This window comes from Nocardia sp. NPDC059240, from assembly GCF_042753865.1.
Taxonomy (GTDB): Bacteria; Actinomycetota; Actinomycetes; order Mycobacteriales; family Mycobacteriaceae; genus Nocardia.
This window is the reverse complement of the sequence record NZ_JBHZAC010000006.1, coordinates 519,821-536,350: the sequence shown is the minus strand read 5'-3', so window position 1 is coordinate 536,350 and position 16,530 is coordinate 519,821. Positions and strand designations below refer to the sequence as shown.

Below are 16,530 nucleotides of genomic sequence, written 5' to 3'. Positions count from 1 at the left end.
TCATGGCACTGATTTCCCGTCGTGACGTGGCGGCGATGATCGATCACACCCTGCTGGCCCCCGAGGCCACCCCCACCGACGTGACCGCATTGATCGACGAAGCGCGCGCCCTCGGCGTGTTCGCGATCTGCGTGTCGCCGTCCATGCTGCCGGTGCGCGCACCCGGCCTGGTGGTGGCCACGGTCGCGGGTTTCCCCTCCGGGAAACACCATTCACTGGTGAAGGGGGCGGAGGCGCGGCTGGCGGTGGATCAGGGCGCGGCCGAAGTGGACATGGTGATCGATGTGGGCGCGGCACGGTCGGGTGACTACAACGCGGTGCTGGCCGACATCGTCACCGTGCGCGAGGCGATCGGTGACCGGGCCCTGCTCAAGGTCATCATCGAGTCCGCCGCGCTGGAGGACACGATGATCGTCCAGGTGTGCCAGGCCGCGGAGAAGGCGGGCGCGGATTTCGTGAAGACTTCCACCGGTTTCCATCCGGCGGGCGGGGCGAGCGCGCACGCGGTGGCGTTGATGGCCGAGACCGTGGGCGGGCGGCTCGGGGTGAAGGCCAGCGGCGGCATCCGCACCTCGGCGCAGGCGGCGGAAATGATCGCCGCCGGCGCTACCAGGCTGGGACTCTCACGGTCTCGTGAAGTGCTGGAAGGGTTTCCGGCGGACTAGCAGCTGACGGTCGGCTGTTGTCCCTGGCTCTGGTCGGCGGTCACCTGGGTGTGGCCGCCCTGCAACGTGATGTGCAGGCCGGAACCGGTGACCTCCACCTTGGTGGGCTGCAGGCCCATCGGATAGGTCTGCAGGCTCTCGGTCAGGGCCTGCACGATGCCGGAGACCAGATCGGTGGGCAGCCCGAAGCCGAGCAGTGACGCCTGCACGGTGTCGACCTCGATCTTGTCGCCCACGATCTTCGGCTTGACCTGCAGCTGCGCCAGGCCGCCCAGCACCGAGAAGCTCAGCGTGCCGGTGTTGGCGTCGGCCGCGGTCGCCGACACCAGGCCGCCGAGCGTCTTGGTGATGCCGTCCGTGCTCCAGGTGACGTCGGCATTCGAGCTGCCGATCGTCAGTTGCTTGCCGTCGCTGCTGTATTCGACGTCATCGAAGACCGAGTGCACCACCATGCCCTGTGCCGGGCCGAATTTCACGTCGTCGCTGTCGACGTTCACCCGGGAGACCTTGTGGTCGAAGGCGGTGAGCAGCAAGGGCTTCCAGCCGAACGAGACATCGATCTTGGATCCCATGCTGGCCTGGAACTGCGAGCTGATGCACTTCTCGGCGCGGTTGCGGGCGTATGCCTCGCCACCGGCCAGACCGCCCGCCACCAGCAGCGCCACCACCAGGCCCACGATGATGAGGGTCTTCTTGCGGTTGCGCGGCTTGCGCGGTGAGCCGCCTTGTCCGCCACCGATATTCATCGGGGGCGGGGGAGTGCCGGGCGGCGGCTGGAAGCCCTGCGGTGCCGGGATGCCGCCCGAGGCATCGGTGGCGTAACCGGCGGGCAGCACCGTGGTCGCGGTCGATCCGGTGCCTACCTGGCCCGAACCCGTGTTCACCTGTCCCGGGCCGGTGTTCGTCGCGCCGACCGCATAGGCCGCCTCACCCGGGTGCAGGACTTCGGTGGGCGCTTCGACCTGCTGGTTGGAGGGGTCGGTCCACCACTCGGTGGCGGTGCCGTCCTGCGGTGCGGCATTGCCCTGCCCGTTCAGCACTTCTGTGGCCGAATCGTGTTGCACGCCTAGGACTTCGGTGGGCGTGCTGTCCGGCTTGCCGAGATCGACCGGCTGCGCGGTGGGATCGGCCTGTACGGTCGAATCGGCGGGCTGCGCGACCGCGTCCCGCTTGGTCGCGTCGTCCGAGGTGGGTTCCGAACTCATGGGGGCGATTCTTCCCGAGCTTTCTGTGTGAGCTCTGAGCTTCCCGTGAGGTGTCGGCTCACACGCGCGGATTGTGACGTAACACACATGGGTGCGGCTTATCCTGAATGTCATGGCTGGCAGCGCGGCACCGGAGCCCGATCCGGAAGACGGATGGCGGGCGTTGCGAGAACTGGCCGGACGGCACGCGGGGTATTTCACCACCCATCAGGTGCTGCGTACCGGGTGTGAAGTCCAGATCAGAGACGGGCTGCGTGACGGCAGCATTCTGCGTTCCGGGGTCGGATTGTTGCGGCTGGCCGCGTGGCCGGACGGGCCGCTCGACGAGTACGCCATGTGGTCGGCCTGGTTCGACGGGGCGGCCGCGGTCTCGCATCACAGCGCCGCCGAACTGCACGGGCTGGGCCGGTTGCGGCCCCGGTTCGTGCACCTCTCGGCGCGGGTCGGGCGGTTCCCGCTGTCGCCGCGGCTGGTGGTGCTGCGGCGTAGTTTCGCCCGCAAGGATGTGGAATCGGCGGGGGCGTTCCTGGTGACGACGCCGTTGCGGACCGTGCTGGATCTGGCCGAGGCGGGGATCGGGCAGGCCGCCCTGGACGAGGTGGTGGCCGACGCGGTCGCCATCCACCGCTGCGCCCGCGCCGAAATCCGTTCCGCCAGCGCCACTCTGGACCCGCCCACCGCGGCCCGCCTGCACCGCGCGCTGACCCGCACCCGATAGGGCTCGCGTTAGAGCTTGCGGGGCGCGAGCTTCGAGTTTTGCGGGAACCGGATTCGTGGCATGGTGACTGTCCATGGGCAAGGTCGGTGCGGGTGTGTGGGATCTGGTTTTTCCGCCGGGGCCGCCCGATCTGATCGCGGACATGTTCTCGTCGGCGGTGGTGGCCGACGCGATCCGGCCCTATGACGCCGATCTGGCGCAATCGGTGGAGACCTGCCGGGACTGGCGGCACGGCTATCACCGGGTCTTCCGGGGGATGACGGCACTGGCGATCAGCGCGCCCGAGGTTTCGCTCGGCATGGCCACCGCCGGCCTGGACTCGGTGCGGCACATGCTGCGTTTCGCGGTCGGGCGCACGGTCGCGACGCTGGACACCGTCGATGTCGACGCCGAAGCCGATGCGGCGGTGCTGGACACCGCCGAGGTGGCGGGCGAGGCCCCGGCGGTGACGCGGCTCGAGGTGCCCTGGCGCGGGCGGCTGTTGTCGGAGGAGTCGCTGCGGCTGCAACTGGCCGAATGGCAGACGCACGGCATCCTGGAGGCGGATTTCGTGGCCGCCGTCGAACGGGTCATCCAGCATCCGGAGTGGTTGCGGCTGCCCGGTTTCCAGATGACGGTGACCGGCGCGGGTGCGGAGTTGGGACCGCTGCGGCCGCTGCTGTCCTGGGGTGCGGACGTGCTCGCCGTGGATCGGCCCGGATCGGCGCGTTGGGACCGGTTGCGGGCGGCCGCGAAGGCCGGGGCCGGGGTGCTGCGCTTCCCCGTCACCGATGCCGAGCCGGGTGTGGATATCGCCAGAAGCTTTCCGGCCCTGACCCGTTGGATCGGTGCGCACAGTGCCGATCGCCCGGTGCTGGGACGGTACGCGGAGCTGCCCGGGGCCGCCGGGGTCCGGCTGGCCGCCGCCTCCGACGTCCTCGCCGAGACGCTGCTGCGGCAGCGCCCGGATGCGGCTCTGGCACTGCTGGGTTCGCCGACCGACACCTACGCCGTGCCCGCCGCGGTGGTGGCCGCGGCCCGGGATCGACTGGTGCGCCGCGGTTTCCGCGGCAGTGCCCAGGACCTGCTGCACCGGGTGGCCCCGAACTCCCTGTACCGCCTCAACTACGCCCGCCCGATCTTCGACACCGAGGGTGGCGCGTGGGGGCTGTTCGACAATCTGCCCGCCCTGGCCGGACCGGATTACGCACTGGCCCAACGCCTCCCGCGCTGGCGCGCGGTACTGGCGCAGGCCGCCGGTCACACCGTCTCGTTCACGGTCGCCCCGCCTGCCTGGACCCGCAGCGTGACCCGCGAGAACGCCTGGCGCACCACGGCCTACCGGGCCGCCTCCCACTTCGGTATCGAGGTCTTCGATCCGGCCACGGCCCGCACCCTACTTGCGGCCAAACTCGTCGCCGATCTGTATGCGCCGGAAGAACTTTCGACAGCCAATCCGGAGGCGCTCTTCGCCACCGGCGCGGCCCACGGCGGCCTGTGGCGGCAACCCTTCGCCCCGCGTTCCCTACTGGCCCCCGCCGCCGTCTCCGGCACCGTCCGCGAGGTACTCCACAAGCTCCAATGATCCGCGCGCGATACGCGGATCATTGCAGCCTGCGGTCGGCCGGATGTGCCCCACGAAGGGGCCGGGGGTTCGGGGACCGTAGGCGGACAGCGTAACTCGCCGAATCCATGCGGCACGGCGGATTCGCCGGGTAGCGGGGCCGTCGCTAGGGCAGGGGTGCGACGGCGGACCAGGGGACGGTCAGGACGTTGTCGCGCAGCCGGCGGCGGTTGGGGCGCAGCGGGAATCCTTGTTCGCGAAGCAGGTTCGCGGCGTGTCGCCAGCGGACGCGCGGGCCGTAGGGGGCCAGGGGTGCGGCGACGGCCCAGGCGCGGTCGGCGGCGGTGAGCAACGTGTGGATGGGTTCGCCGGGGATGTTGCGGTGGATGAGGGCCTTGGGGAGGCGTTCGGCGATGTCGGAGGGGGTGTCGACGGTGAAGGGGTCCCAGGCCAGGGTGAGGGAGATGGGGGCGGTGCGGTCGAGGAGGATCCAGGCGCAGCGGCGGCCGAGTTCGTCGCAGGTGCCGTCGAGCAGGAGGCCGTCGGGAGCCAGGCCGGACTGGATGGTCGACCAGGCTTCGGGGACAGCGCTTTCCGGGTATTGGCGCAGCACGTTGAAGGCGCGCACCAGGGTGGGGCGCAGCCCGGCGAGTTCGAAGCCGCCGCGCGCGAAGACCACGTTGTCGCGACCGGGCACGACCCGTTCCGGATCGATTTCCAGGCCGACCACGCGCAGGTCGGCCCGAACCGTCCGCAGCCGGGCCGCCATTTCCAGGGTGGTGACCGGCAGCGCACCGTATCCGAGGTCGACGACGAGCGGATCGGTGGCGTCCAGCAAACGCTTGGTAACCAAGGGGTCGTGGACGAGCCACCGGTCGCTGCGGCGCAGTCGGTTGATGCCGGTGGTGCCTCGGGTGATCGTCCCGATCGGTTTGTTTACCCGACGGGGTGTTGCTGATCCAGCCAGTTCTTCGTCACCTCGGCCTCGGCGCGGAACAGGTCCACCAGGTTCACCAGCATGAGCTGTTCGAGCTTGCGCCCGAAGAACGGCACCTGCACCTGCGCATGCGAGGAGGTGCGCAGCGTGCAGCCGGTGTCGGTGGGGAACAAACGCATGGTGCCGCCGAGAGTGCCTGGGCTACCAGGGATTTCGGCGGTGTACTCACCGGTCGTCTCGGGCCCGTACGGCCCGTAGGTCTCGCGGCGGGTGATCACCATGTCCTTGTGCACGACGAGTTGCGCTATATCGGGCAGGGTGTCGCGCGGGAGCACGTGCCGCAGTTCGACCGTGATGCCGTCGCCGTCTGCGTCGAGGCTGACGATGTCGTTCGGGGAGTGCTTGCGCAGTTCCTCGATGCGGGCATCCCAGTGCGCACGGTTCATCATCGCCGCGTACACCTCTTGCGTGGTGTGCAGCGGATAACGCGCGGAGTAGTCGAGTCGGCGGGCCACGATCGCTCAGGTTACTGCCGGGCGACCCTCGTCAGTGCGAACTCAGCCAATTGTCGGTGAACTCGGCCTCGCGCTCGAGCAGTGCGGTGAGGTGCTCCTGGATCGCGGCCTCGATCTTCTTGCCGAAGAGCGGGATCTTCACGTCGATGGACCCGTCCACGACGAAGGTGGAGCCGGAGCCGTCGTCGGTCACGGTCAGCGTGCCGTTCACGGTCGCGGGCGCACCCTCGACCTGGGCCTCGACGGTGCCGCCGCTGCCGTGCCAGGACTCGGTGCGCGGAATGACCAGACCGTTCGGCTTGATCGCGGTGATCTGCGGGGGCAGTTCCTCCGCCGGAATGGTCTGCACCATCTCGACGCGCACCTGGTCACCGTTGATGACCAGGTTCTCGATGCGGGCGTTCGGCCCGCCGACCGACTCGATGCGGTCCTTCCAGTACTGCTCGTCGGCGAACGCCGCGCGCACGGCGGCCATGGGATGCGTCGAGTGCGCGGTGAAGGCCAGAGGTGTCGCCATGGTCGGACACGCTACCGTCTGTGCCTGTGCGTACTTCCCGGGTGGTGTCCTTCGACGACCTGCGCGACCGGCTGACCGCGACCGGCGCGACGCTGCGCGCCGACGTGCCGCTGGCGGAGCTGACGACCCTGCGGGTCGGCGGCCCGGCCACCGTGGCCGAGTGCGCGAGCACCGACGCGCTGGTGGCGACCGTGCGCGAACTGGACGCGGCGGCAATCCCGGTGCTGCTCATCGCGGGCGGCTCGAATCTGCTCATCGGCGATGAAGGCTTCGACGGTGTCGTGGTGCGGATCGCGAACGACGGGGTCGAGATCTCCGGCGATGCGGTGACCGCGGAGGCGGGCGCGAACTGGGACGCGGTGGTCGCCGCCACGGTCGAGGCCGGTTTCGGCGGCCTCGAATGCCTCTCCGGCATCCCGGGTTCGGCGGGCGCGACCCCGGTGCAGAATGTCGGCGCGTACGGCGTCGAGGTGGCGGGTTTGCTGCGCCGGGTGCGGTTGCTGGACCGCGCGACCGGCGAGATCCGCTGGGCCGAGCCCGACGAGCTCGGATTCGGTTATCGCACTTCGGTTCTCAAGCACAGCGCGGCCGCGGTGGTGCTGGCGGTCGAATTCGCGCTGCGCGCCGATGGTTCCAGCGCCCCGCTGCGCTATCGCGAACTGGCGAACGCGCTGGGGGTGGCGGAGGGCGAGTCGTGCCCGGCGGCCGCGGCGCGCGCCACGGTGCTGCGTTTGCGGGCGAGTAAGGGCATGGTGCTGGATCCGGACGATCACGACACCTGGAGTGCCGGTTCGTTCTTCACCAATCCGGTCGTTCCGGACGACCGGGTGGCGGCGGTGCACGCGGCGATCGCGTCACATGTGGGCGCGGACGTGGCCGTGCCCACGTTCCCGGCTGAACACGGGGTAAAGTTCTCGGCGGGCTGGCTCATCGAGCGCGCCGGCTTCGCCAAGGGCTTTCCGGGCGACGGGTCTCCAGCACGTTTGTCGACCAAACACACGCTGGCGCTGACCAATCGGGGCGCGGCCACCGCGACCGATCTGGTCACCCTCGCCCGTACGGTTCGCGACGGGGTTGCTGAGCGCTTCGGCATCGTCCTGGAACCCGAACCCGTTAACGTGGGTGTGAGCCTGTAGCGAGTGGCATTTGCCACCAATTCAGCGTCCGGGATACACGGTTTGCGGGGGTAGGGTCGAGCAAGTGAGCAATCGAGGACTGTCCCGTCGCGCTGCCCTCTGGGCGGCGTTGGCGGCGTCGACTGCAGGTGTCGTGGCGGCGTGTTCGTCGTCCGGTAAGGGTGGCAGCGGTGGCCCCGAGCAGCCCGCCGCCCCGTCCGCCAAGGTGACGCTGGAACCGGCCAACGGCGCGGCGAACATCAACCCGACCGCGGCCGTGACCGCGTCGGTGACCGGCGGCCGCATCGATCAGCTGGCGCTGACGAACGCCAACGGCAAGCAGGTAACCGGCACCTTCGATGCCGCACGCAGCAAGTTCACGGTTAATGAGGTGCTCGGCTACGGCGTCACCTACACCTGGTCGGGCACCGCGATCGGCACCGACAACAAGCCGGTCGCCATCGACGGCAAGTTCACCACCGTCACCCCCAAGTCGACCGCGCCCGCCACCATCAATATCGGTGACGGCCAGGAGGTCGGCATCGCGGCGTCGGTCATGTTGCAGTTCAAGGGACATGTCGAGAACAAGGCGGCGGTCGAGAAGGCGCTCACCGTGACCGCGACCCCGGCCACCGAGGGCTCCTGGGCCTGGCTGCAGGACGACAACGGCGGTTCGCGGGTGCACTGGCGGCCGCGCGAGTACTGGCAGCCCGCGACCGCCGTGCACGTCGCGGCCAAGCTGTACGGCCTGGATCTGGGCGGCGGCCTGTTCGGCGACTCCGATCTCACCTCCGATTTCAAGATCGGCCGTTCGCAGATCGTGCGTGGCTACGCGCCGTCGCACCGCGTGCAGGTGATCCGCGACGGCGCAACCCTGTTCGACTTCGCGTGCAGCTACGGCGAGGGCAACGAGGACCGCAATGTGACCCGCTCGGGCATCCACGTGGTGACCGAGAAGTACGAGGACTTCGTCATGTCCAACCCGCCGTTCTACACGAACGCGCGCGAGCGCTGGGCCGTCCGCATCTCCAACAACGGCGAATTCATCCACGCCAACCCGCAATCCGCGGGCGCGCAGGGCAATTCGAACGTCACCAACGGCTGCATCAACCTCAGCACCGCGGATGCCCAGTCCTACTTCCCGACCGCCCTCTACGGCGATCCGGTCGAGGTCACCGGCACCCGCATCCAGCTGTCCGCCGCCGACGGCGATATCTACGACTGGACCATCGACTGGGACACCTGGAAGAGCCTCTCCGCGCTGGAAGGCGAACCCAAGAACCAGATCTCGGCCACCCCGCTCGCCCCTCAGCCGGTCGGCGGCCGCTGACAGTTTCTCGACGAGCCCGGCCGCTGAATAAATCAGTGGCCGGGCTCGCCGCTGCCTCAGTACAGTCCTTCGAGTACAGCGAACAATGAAGTGAGCGGGCCGGATTCGGTCGATTATCGGAGCAGAGCGTTGCGGGTTCGATTCCCGTCGGAGGCATTGTCTCCGTAGCTCAATCGGAAGAGCATCTGCCTAAACCCCGGTCGAAACACCACGACCGCTCACCCATTGTCCGCCGTGACGAGAAGGACGGCGGTCGGCATCCCACGACCGTCCGCCCTCGTCGACACCAACTTTGGTGGCGGGCCGGAGCCTGTCGGTTATCACTTACCAATGATCATCTCCGGCAGGCAAACACACGCCCGCCACCTCAGCACGACAGTAGACGGGCCGGCGACGACCGGTTATCTCAATCGGGCATACGCGGGTTCGAATCCCGCCGGAAGACACTGTCTTTCGTAGTCAAGCGGCCGAAGACGCCCGACTCCATCCCGGTTGTCATTCACACGCCCGTCTGCGCCATGCCCCGAAACAGGTTCGGGGCCGAACGAGGAAGAGGTGGTGAGCATGGATGTGTTCGCGAAAATCAACCTCCGCGCCACCCGACAGACCGACCGGGCCGACGCGCGGCAGGTCCGGAACAGCGCCGGGGGCTTCACCTTCGAGGTGACGCCGGAGACGCGGCTGCGCCGGTTCCTGACCCTCGGCACCGAGGGCGGAACGTACTACACGAACGCGCGCGACCTGACCGAGGAAAACGCCGCTGTCGTAATGGATTTCGCGCGGAACCGCACCGCGGACCTGGTTGCCGAGATCGTGGCCGTGTCCACGGCGGGCCGCGCGCCCAAGCAGAATCCGGCGCTGTTCGCGCTCGCGGCGGCGGCGTCGCTCGGTGATGACGACGGCCGTCGGACCGCGCTCGACGCGCTGCCGCTGGTGGCGCGCACCGGGACTCACCTGTTCCTGTTCGCGCGCTACATCGAGCAGTTCCGTGGTTGGGGCCGTGGCCTGCGTCGCGGGGTGGCGAACTGGTACCTGGACAAGTCTGTCGAGGACCTCGCCTTTCAGAGCGTGAAGTACCGCCAGCGTGAGGGTTGGACCCATCGTGATCTGCTGCGTCTGTCGCACCCGCAGACCGATCAGGACGCGCGTCGTCGCCTGTTCGACTGGATCTGCGGGCGTGAGACGGCACTGGACGGCCTGCGGTTGGTCGAGGGGTTCACTCGTGCGCAGACCGCACCGGTCGCGCAGCTCCCGGAGCTGGTGCGTGAGTACCGGCTGTCCTGGGAGATGCTGCCGGACGAGGGGATCAACGATCCGCTCGTCTGGGAAGCCCTGCTGGACAACGGGATGCCGCAGACCGCGCTGATGCGTCAACTGCCGCGGCTGACCCGGCTGGGACTGCTGTCCCCGCTGGGCGCGCGGACGAAGGTTGTCGCCGCGCAACTGGCCGACCGAGATCGGCTGTGCAAGGCGCGGGTGCATCCGATGAATGTGCTTGTCGCACAGCGCACCTACGCGGCCGGCCGGTCGGCGCGTGGCGAGAGCACCTGGGAGCCTTCGCGTCCGATCGTCGATGCGCTCGACGCGGCGTTCTACGCGGCGTTCGAGGCGGTCGAGCCGACCGGGAAGCGGTATCTGCTCGCCCTGGATGTGTCCGGGTCGATGACGGCGGCCATCTCCGGTCTGCCGCTGTCCGCCCGGGAAGCGTCCGCGGCGCTGGCGCTGGTGACGGCGTCGACCGAATCCGCCTGCGACATCGTCGGATTCACGTCGGCCGGCGACGGATGGCGCGATGCCGCCCTCACGCCGCTGTCGATCAGCCCGCGTCAGCGCCTGGACGACGCGATTCGCGCGGTCAGCAGGCTGCCGTTCGGCGGTACGGATTGCGCGCTGCCGATGCTGTACGCACTGGAGCGCGAGCTGCAGGTCGACGTGTTCGTCGTACTGACGGACAACGACACCTGGGCGGGCCGGATCCACCCGCACCAGGCTCTGGCCGAGTACCGCCGGAAGGTCAATCCGGCGGCGAAGCTGGTGGTGATCGGGATGACCGCGACGAACTTCACCATCGCGGACCCGGACGATTCGGGCTCGCTCGATATCGCCGGATTCGATTCGGCGGTACCGACCCTGCTGGCGGACTTCGCACGCGGCCTCTGAAAGCGACTACGGTCGGGGAGTGTCCGCAAACCTGACTTTGGCCAATGTGCTCGACGACGCGGCTCTCTTGTCGTTCGAGCACCAGATGCATCTCTCGGAGGTGCTCGGCGAGCATTCGTGGAATGTGAATCTCGCCGAGCGCCGCTTCGAATTCCAGTGTGCCGAGCGCACTCTCGTGTGTACCGGGATGCACCTGCTGGGTAGTGCGGCACCGGGTCCGCAGTCCTGGTTGTGGTCGTGGGCGAACCCCAGCGGCTACCCGGACGACGTGGTCGCGGTCGCGACATCGATGCGGGAGTTCGGAGCTCAGCAGGGCATTCCCGAATTGGCCACCGCTGAGGTCCCGTTCATCGCCTTCGGCCCGGAAATCGAGCCGCACCAGGTGTCCTGGACCATGATGGAGCTGGCCAAGCCGATCTCGGGCCACTGGACCTCGTATCAGGGCAATGTCGGCAGCGGTACTTTCGCGGCCTTCCTGGTCGAGCATCCCGAACTCCAGTTGCCGCCGCCGTCGGGTCCCCGGCTGATCCGGGTGATCAGCCAGGGCCTCGCCGAACTCGCGCTGACCGATCACCGTCGCGCGGTTCACAGTTATCTGACCCGCCGCGGTCTGGCCGTCGAGTTCGCGCCGGACGGCGGCTCGCTCCGTTTCGAGGCTCCCACGGTGAACGGCACCATCGATTTCGATCAGTACGGCCGGGTTTCCGGCATCAACGGCGGCATGTCCGCCTGACCGGGGGCGCTCAGTCCGCCCACAGCCGGGTGTCGTGGGTTTCGACCAGCGCGCGCACCCGATCGACGGCCTCCGGGGCGGGCTGTGCGGGCAGCCGCCGCCCGTCCCGCAGTCGCACGGCCACCGCGCCGTTCGCGGTCTCGGCGGGACCGAGCACGAATTGGTAGGGGACCGAGCGGTTCTCGCGGATCCGCGCACCCAGACTGCCCGCTTCGGCGCCGATCACCGCGACCCGGAGCCCGGCGTCCGAGCAGTTCTCGGCCAGCCGGGCGGCCGCGGCCTCCTCGGTCTCCGAGATCGGTAGCACCACCACTTGTACCGGTGCCAGCCAGGCCGGGAACGCGCCGCCGTGTACCTCGATCAGCTGGGCGACCGCGCGCTCGACGCTGCCGATAATGCTGCGGTGCACCATGACCGGGCGATGTTTCGCGCCGTCGGCCCCGATGTAGTGCAGGTCGAACTGCTCGGGCTGGTGGAAGTCGATCTGGACGGTGGACAGGGTTGCTTCCCGGCCCGCGTGGTCGACGACCTGGATGTCGATCTTCGGTCCGTAGAAGGCCGCTTCACCGTCGGCCGATTCGTAGGGCAGTCCGGAGCGGTCCAGCACCTCGGTCAGCAACTTGATCGACCGTTGCCATTTCTCCGGCGCGGCAATGTATTTGCCGCCCGGCCCGGGCAGCGACAGTCGGTAGCGGGACGCGGTGATGCCCATGGCGCGGTAGGCGGCGGCGATCAGGTCCAGCGCGGCGGCGGCCTCGTCGGCGACCTGCTCCAGGGTGCAGAAGATGTGCGCGTCATTGAGCTGGATGCAGCGCACCCGGGTCAAACCGCCCAGCACGCCCGACAATTCGGAGCGGTACATGCCGCCCAGTTCGGCCAGGCGCAGTGGCAGTTCCCGATAGCTGTGCGAACGGGACCGGTAGATCACCGCGTGATGCGGGCACAGGCTGGGCCGCAATACCACCTGCTCGCCGCCGAGATCCATGGCCGGGTACATGTCGTCGCTGTAATGCGACCAGTGCCCGGATATCTCGTACAGTTCCCGCTTGCCGAGCACGGGTGAATACACGTGCCGGTAGCCCGCCCGGCGTTCCACGGCGCGAATGTATTCCTCGAGGCTGTGCCGCACGATCGCGCCGTCGGGCAGCCAATAGGGCAGCCCCGAGCCGATCAGCGGGTCGGTGTCGAACAGGCCGAGTTCCCGCCCGAGTTTGCGATGGTCGTACATGTGGGTCTCCTCCGAGGACGAGGGCGAATGACCACACGGAAAAGCCCCGGGCATTCGCCCGGGGCTTTTGCGATCGAAACAGGGATCAGCGCGCCGGGATGTGGTCCGGCGTCGTGGTCGACTGTGCGCGCTGCATGGCCGGGACCGTACACCCGGGAATTCGCGCTCGGCAAGGAAATATTCGCGCCGACCGGCTATCTTCGTCGGATGGTCAGGGCGGCAACCGAATTCGGGCGAGCATTGAGCCCGTCGGAGCGCTGGTTCTGGATTGTCGACCGGCTGTCACCGGCCAACTGCGTCGCGCGGGTGCGGATTCACGGCCGGGTACCGGTGGATCGACTGGAGGCGGCCGCCGCCGCGCTGGTCGCGGAATACCCGCTGCTGCGGATGGGGGTCGTCGACGATGCGGGGCGCGACCCCGGATTCGTGCCCCTCGACGTGCCCTGGATTCCCTTGCGCCCGGTCGTATCCGGTGACGAGCGGGCGTGGGTGCGGGAGCTGGATGTCGAAATGCGGACGCCGTTCGATATCGGGAAGGGGCTGGTGCGGATTGTCGACATCGCGGTGGCCCCGGGGAGCGCGGGCGAATTCCATGACATCGTCCTCACGGTTTCGCATATCGTCGCCGACGGCCGGTCCTTGACGGCGTTGTTGCGGAAGCTGGTCACCCACCTGGGTGGCGATCGCGGTACGCCGGTCTTCGACCGGGAACCGGTGCCGCCCGCCGACGAGCTGATTCCGGCTGCCGCGCGCGGTTTCTGGCGATACGTGTACACGAATACGTTCGATCAGGTGGCCGCGCTGCTGCTGCGGCCGAGGCGGCTGCACACGGCAGCGGTGGCCTTGCCGGATCGGCGGACGCGCATCGTGCATCGGACGCTGGACCGGGAAACCGTGGCGGACTTGGTCTCCGATTGCCGCCGGGCCGGCGCCACGGTGCACGGCGTCCTCGCCGCCGCGGTGGCGAGTGCGGTCGGCAGCGCGAATTCCGCACCGGGCGGGATGGTGGGAATCGCGTCGCCGGTTGATTTCCGGGCGCGGCTGCACCCGGCACCGGACGCCGACGAACTGGGCGTCTACGCCCCGGTGCTGGTCGGTTTCGTACCGTTCGGGCCCGGCGTGCCGCTGTGGGCGGCGGCGCGGCGGGTGAAACGGCAACTGGCAGCGGGTGTGCGGCAGGGCAGGCATCTGTCCACGGTGGCGGGCATGCGGTTCGGCACGCCGCGCGCGGTGGAGCCCGGGGCGCGGCTGGCGCGCCTGGTGGATCGGCGTGCGCCCTGGAATGTTTCGGTCACCAATGTCGGCCGGGTCGAATTTCCGGACCGGGTCGGCGATCGGCGGATCTCGGGCCTGACGCTGGCGGCGTCGAATTCGTGCGTGAGCGCGCTGACCGTCGCGGTCACGACCGCCCACGACGAAATGCGGCTCGCCTTCTGCTATGTCGAGGACATGCTGTCCGAACAGCAGGCGGGTGAATTCGCCGATACCGTCCTGACCGTGCTGCGGGAGCGGCCGTCACCCTCAGTCGCGGTCCCGAAGCAGGACGCGTAGCGCGGCCCGATCCGGTTTGCTGGTGCGGCCGCTGACGGGGATCTCCCCGACCAGGACGATCTCGTCCGGCAGCGCGGAAACATCGATGAGTGAAGGCAATTCGCGATGCAGGCGCGCCTCGACATCAATGCTGGCCGGATCCGCGACCACCGCCAGCACGATCCGTTCGTCGCCGATCTCGTCGGGAATGCCGACCATGATGGCCTGCCGCACCCCGTCGACCGCGGTGATGGACGGTTCGTACAGTCCCGGATAGATATTGGTCTTGCCGCGGATCATCATGTCCTTCTTGCGGCCCATGAGCACCAGATCCCCGCCCTCGAAGCGGGCCAGGTCGCCGGTCGCGATCTCCTTCAACGGTGCTTCGCCGAGGTAGCCGCGGCACAGGTTGGGGCCCGACAGGATGAGTTCCCCGTCATCGGCGATCCGCGCGTCGACGCCCTCGGCCGGAAACCCGAGCAGATCGCCGGGCCCGTCGAACTCCAGCTTCTCCAGGCCGGAAACGACTGCCACCGGCAGGATTTCGGTCATGCCGTAGATGGCGAGGAATTCGGTGTCCGGCAGCGCCGCCCGGGCCCGGCGCAGCAGCGCCGTGGTGACCGGTGCACCGCCCAGCGAGATCTCCTCGACCCCTTGTGGCGCGGTCAGCCGCCCGGTCTCGATGGCGTCGAGCACCACCGCCAGATCGGCCGGCGTGAAGAACGCGTGCGTCGCGGTGTCCAAGGTGCGGGCGAAACCGAGCGGATCGATATGGGTGCCGAAACGCGGAAAACGCGGCATGGACCAGCGCGCACCCTCGAGCACGGCGGGCAGCCCCATCATCAGTTGCTCGGTGTGCAGGTGCGAGCCCGGCATCAGGGTGGTGTGCCCGGCCAGGGCGGCCAGGCCCGCGCCCAGCGAACCCCGGGTGTGCACCACGGCTTTCGGGTCGGCGGTGGTGCCGGAGGTGAAGACGATGAGCGCCTCGGCGTCGGGATCCTCCACCGGGGCGTCGACGGTCGAGGAGTTCGCCTGCCCGGACCAGCCGGGTTCGGAACCGATCAGCTGGCGCAGCGGGATGGATCCGCGGGGCGTGCCGGGTAGCCGCGGCCCACTGTGGATGTGGCGCACCGGCAGTTTCCCGAACTCCGGTAGCGAGAGCCCGAGCCGCCGCCCGTATCGGCGTAGCGGTCCGCTCAGCAGGTAGAGCAGTGATTCGGTCGCGGCCCAGCGCGGCTGCACCAATTCCAGTCGCCGCGCGAACAATTCGGGTCCGATACCGGGATCCACGAACACGATGGTGCCGCCCGCCGCCACGGTTCCCAAGACCAGCACCACCGCGTCGACGCAGGGTCGGATGGAGAACAGCATCCGATCGCCGGGCTGGAATCCCCTGCTGTGCAGTCGTTTCACGACCAGTCGGATGCGGGCGTCCAGTTCCGCGAAGCTCAGCGGTGGCTCGCCGATCATGCCCAGCGCGGGCCCATCGGGGGTGCGCAGCACCTGTTCCCGCAGTAGCGCGGTGAAATCCTCACCGGTCGAGCCGTTCTCGGATCTACCGTCGGCGGTCAACGGATGTCCACCAGCTCCGGTTTGTAACGGTGGTCGGCGTACCAGGCCAGGGTCTTGCGCACACCCCAGGCTCGCACGCGCCGGTTGGAGCCGTACACCCGCACGTCCCGGCGTAGCCCGTAATCGGTGGTGAGCATGCGTACCGCGTTCACCAGTGCCCGATCCTCGTGCAGGTCCTCGATGGCGGTGCGCGGGAATCCGCCCGCGGCTTCGTACAGTTCGGCGGTGATGGCCATATTGCAGCCGGGCGTCATCACATACGGGCCGAGGTAGCGCGGATCCCGGTTGCCGGGCCGGAATTTCCCGAAGAAGGACGCCACCTCCAGCGCGACGCGGATGACGGTGCGGTCGCGCAGTCGCACGCCCTCGTCGGTGCGCGGGATGAGCTGTCCGCTGATCAAGCGCAGGCCGGAGTCGAACCCGGCGCGCACCCGCGCGGTCCAGTCGGGGGCGGGCAGGCAGTCGGCGTCGGTGCGGGCCAACCGGATCGCACCCGCGGCGATGGCGTGCCGCATGCCGGTGTCGGCGGCCGCGCCGGTGCCCTTGCACGGTTCGCCGATCAGCTCGATCCGCAGATCCGGGCGGGTGTCGGCGAATTCGCGCACCACCTTGGCGGTGGCGTCGGTGGAGTTGTTGTCCACCACCAGCAGCGTGAAATCGCGGTCCTGTTGCCCGGCGAGGGCGGTCAGGGTGGCGGTGATGCCGTGTTCCTCGTTGTAGGCGGGCACGATCACCCAGAGTTCGTTCATCGCCCCTCCTCGT

General features: G+C 68.9%; 15 protein-coding genes. 8 read left to right on the top strand and 7 right to left on the bottom strand.

The annotated features are described in order from the left end of the window. The first annotated feature begins 2 nt into the window (after positions 1-2). Positions 3-665 (top strand): deoxyribose-phosphate aldolase, encoded by a 663-nt coding sequence (deoC, locus tag ACFXHA_RS24550; RefSeq protein WP_379360485.1) that lies wholly within the window; start codon positions 3-5, stop codon positions 663-665. On the opposite strand, the gene ACFXHA_RS24545 is transcribed toward deoC, so the two are convergent. Further along, the gene (locus ACFXHA_RS24545) at positions 662-1,870 is read right to left on the bottom strand and encodes a DUF2993 domain-containing protein (protein WP_379360483.1); all 1,209 of its coding nucleotides are present in this window, start codon (positions 1,868-1,870) and stop codon (positions 662-664) included. The genes deoC and ACFXHA_RS24545 overlap by 4 nt on opposite strands. Positions 1,871-1,982: 112 nt before the next feature. On the opposite strand from ACFXHA_RS24545, the gene ACFXHA_RS24540 reads away from it, so the two are divergent. Further along, positions 1,983-2,588, top strand: a complete 606-nt coding sequence (locus ACFXHA_RS24540) for a hypothetical protein (RefSeq protein WP_379360481.1) — start codon at positions 1,983-1,985, stop codon at positions 2,586-2,588. 73 nt (positions 2,589-2,661) lie between these two features. Further along, positions 2,662-4,152 carry a hypothetical protein gene (locus ACFXHA_RS24535; protein WP_379360479.1) on the top strand — a complete coding sequence of 497 codons (1,491 nt, stop codon included), beginning with the start codon at positions 2,662-2,664 and terminating at the stop codon, positions 4,150-4,152. A gap of 145 nt (positions 4,153-4,297) precedes the next feature. Here the strand turns inward: ACFXHA_RS24535 and ACFXHA_RS24530 are convergent, their stop codons facing one another. The 3 genes from ACFXHA_RS24530 to ACFXHA_RS24520 are packed head-to-tail and all read right to left on the bottom strand — an operon-like array spanning position 4,298 to position 6,100. Next, on the bottom strand, positions 4,298-5,098 hold the full coding sequence (locus tag ACFXHA_RS24530; RefSeq protein ID WP_379360716.1) for a class I SAM-dependent methyltransferase: 801 nt from the start codon (positions 5,096-5,098) through the stop codon (positions 4,298-4,300). After that, a complete protein-coding gene (locus ACFXHA_RS24525) occupies positions 5,068-5,583 on the bottom strand; it encodes a DUF2505 domain-containing protein (RefSeq protein WP_379360477.1) in 516 nt (171 codons plus the stop codon). Before ACFXHA_RS24525 ends, ACFXHA_RS24530 begins: the two co-directional genes overlap by 31 nt. 31 nt (positions 5,584-5,614) lie before the next feature. Next, positions 5,615-6,100, bottom strand: a complete 486-nt coding sequence (locus ACFXHA_RS24520; protein ID WP_379360475.1) for a DUF2505 domain-containing protein — start codon at positions 6,098-6,100, stop codon at positions 5,615-5,617. A gap of 44 nt (positions 6,101-6,144) precedes the next feature. Between ACFXHA_RS24520 and ACFXHA_RS24515 the strand changes: the two genes are divergently transcribed. The 4 genes from ACFXHA_RS24515 (at position 6,145) to ACFXHA_RS24500 (ending at position 11,438) form a co-directional block, all read left to right on the top strand. After that, positions 6,145-7,236: a UDP-N-acetylmuramate dehydrogenase gene (locus tag ACFXHA_RS24515; RefSeq protein WP_379360714.1), complete on the top strand. Its 1,092-nt coding sequence runs from the start codon at positions 6,145-6,147 to the stop codon at positions 7,234-7,236. A gap of 64 nt (positions 7,237-7,300) precedes the next feature. Beyond that, a complete protein-coding gene (locus tag ACFXHA_RS24510; protein WP_379360473.1) occupies positions 7,301-8,545 on the top strand; it encodes an Ig-like domain-containing protein in 1,245 nt (414 codons plus the stop codon). Positions 8,546-9,109: 564 nt separating this feature from the next. Further along, the gene (locus tag ACFXHA_RS24505; RefSeq protein ID WP_379360712.1) at positions 9,110-10,705 is read left to right on the top strand and encodes a TROVE domain-containing protein; all 1,596 of its coding nucleotides are present in this window, start codon (positions 9,110-9,112) and stop codon (positions 10,703-10,705) included. Between the two features lie 19 nt (positions 10,706-10,724). Next, a complete protein-coding gene (locus ACFXHA_RS24500; RefSeq protein WP_379360471.1) occupies positions 10,725-11,438 on the top strand; it encodes a DUF6882 domain-containing protein in 714 nt (237 codons plus the stop codon). Between the two features lie 10 nt (positions 11,439-11,448). Here ACFXHA_RS24500 and thrS read toward each other — a convergent pair whose 3' ends face one another. Next, on the bottom strand, positions 11,449-12,720 hold the full coding sequence (thrS, locus tag ACFXHA_RS24495) for a threonine--tRNA ligase (RefSeq protein WP_379360469.1): 1,272 nt from the start codon (positions 12,718-12,720) through the stop codon (positions 11,449-11,451). 153 nt (positions 12,721-12,873) lie between these two features. Here thrS and ACFXHA_RS24490 point away from each other — a divergent pair, with 153 nt between their 5' ends. Next, positions 12,874-14,217 (top strand): hypothetical protein, encoded by a 1,344-nt coding sequence (locus ACFXHA_RS24490; RefSeq protein ID WP_379360467.1) that lies wholly within the window; start codon positions 12,874-12,876, stop codon positions 14,215-14,217. Here ACFXHA_RS24490 and ACFXHA_RS24485 read toward each other — a convergent pair. Together ACFXHA_RS24485 and ACFXHA_RS24480 are read right to left on the bottom strand one after the other, a co-directional pair. Then, on the bottom strand, positions 14,188-15,768 hold the full coding sequence (locus ACFXHA_RS24485; RefSeq protein ID WP_379360465.1) for a class I adenylate-forming enzyme family protein: 1,581 nt from the start codon (positions 15,766-15,768) through the stop codon (positions 14,188-14,190). The two genes, ACFXHA_RS24490 and ACFXHA_RS24485, sit on opposite strands and share 30 nt — an antisense overlap. Further along, positions 15,765-16,517 (bottom strand): glycosyltransferase, encoded by a 753-nt coding sequence (locus tag ACFXHA_RS24480; protein ID WP_379360463.1) that lies wholly within the window; start codon positions 16,515-16,517, stop codon positions 15,765-15,767. The genes ACFXHA_RS24485 and ACFXHA_RS24480 overlap by 4 nt, the downstream gene beginning before the upstream one ends. Positions 16,518-16,530 lie beyond the last annotated feature (13 nt).

Coding starts and splice junctions, on each gene's coding strand:
- deoC (WP_379360485.1), top strand. CDS start 3: ATGGCACTGATTTCCCGTCGTGACGTGGCGGCGATGATCGATCACACC.
- ACFXHA_RS24545 (WP_379360483.1), bottom strand. CDS start 1,870: ATGAGTTCGGAACCCACCTCGGACGACGCGACCAAGCGGGACGCGGTC.
- ACFXHA_RS24540 (WP_379360481.1), top strand. CDS start 1,983: ATGGCTGGCAGCGCGGCACCGGAGCCCGATCCGGAAGACGGATGGCGG.
- ACFXHA_RS24535 (WP_379360479.1), top strand. CDS start 2,662: ATGGGCAAGGTCGGTGCGGGTGTGTGGGATCTGGTTTTTCCGCCGGGG.
- ACFXHA_RS24520 (WP_379360475.1), bottom strand. CDS start 6,100: ATGGCGACACCTCTGGCCTTCACCGCGCACTCGACGCATCCCATGGCC.
- ACFXHA_RS24505 (WP_379360712.1), top strand. CDS start 9,110: ATGGATGTGTTCGCGAAAATCAACCTCCGCGCCACCCGACAGACCGAC.
- thrS (WP_379360469.1), bottom strand. CDS start 12,720: ATGCCCGGGGCTTTTCCGTGTGGTCATTCGCCCTCGTCCTCGGAGGAG.
- ACFXHA_RS24490 (WP_379360467.1), top strand. CDS start 12,874: ATGGTCAGGGCGGCAACCGAATTCGGGCGAGCATTGAGCCCGTCGGAG.
- ACFXHA_RS24480 (WP_379360463.1), bottom strand. CDS start 16,517: ATGAACGAACTCTGGGTGATCGTGCCCGCCTACAACGAGGAACACGGC.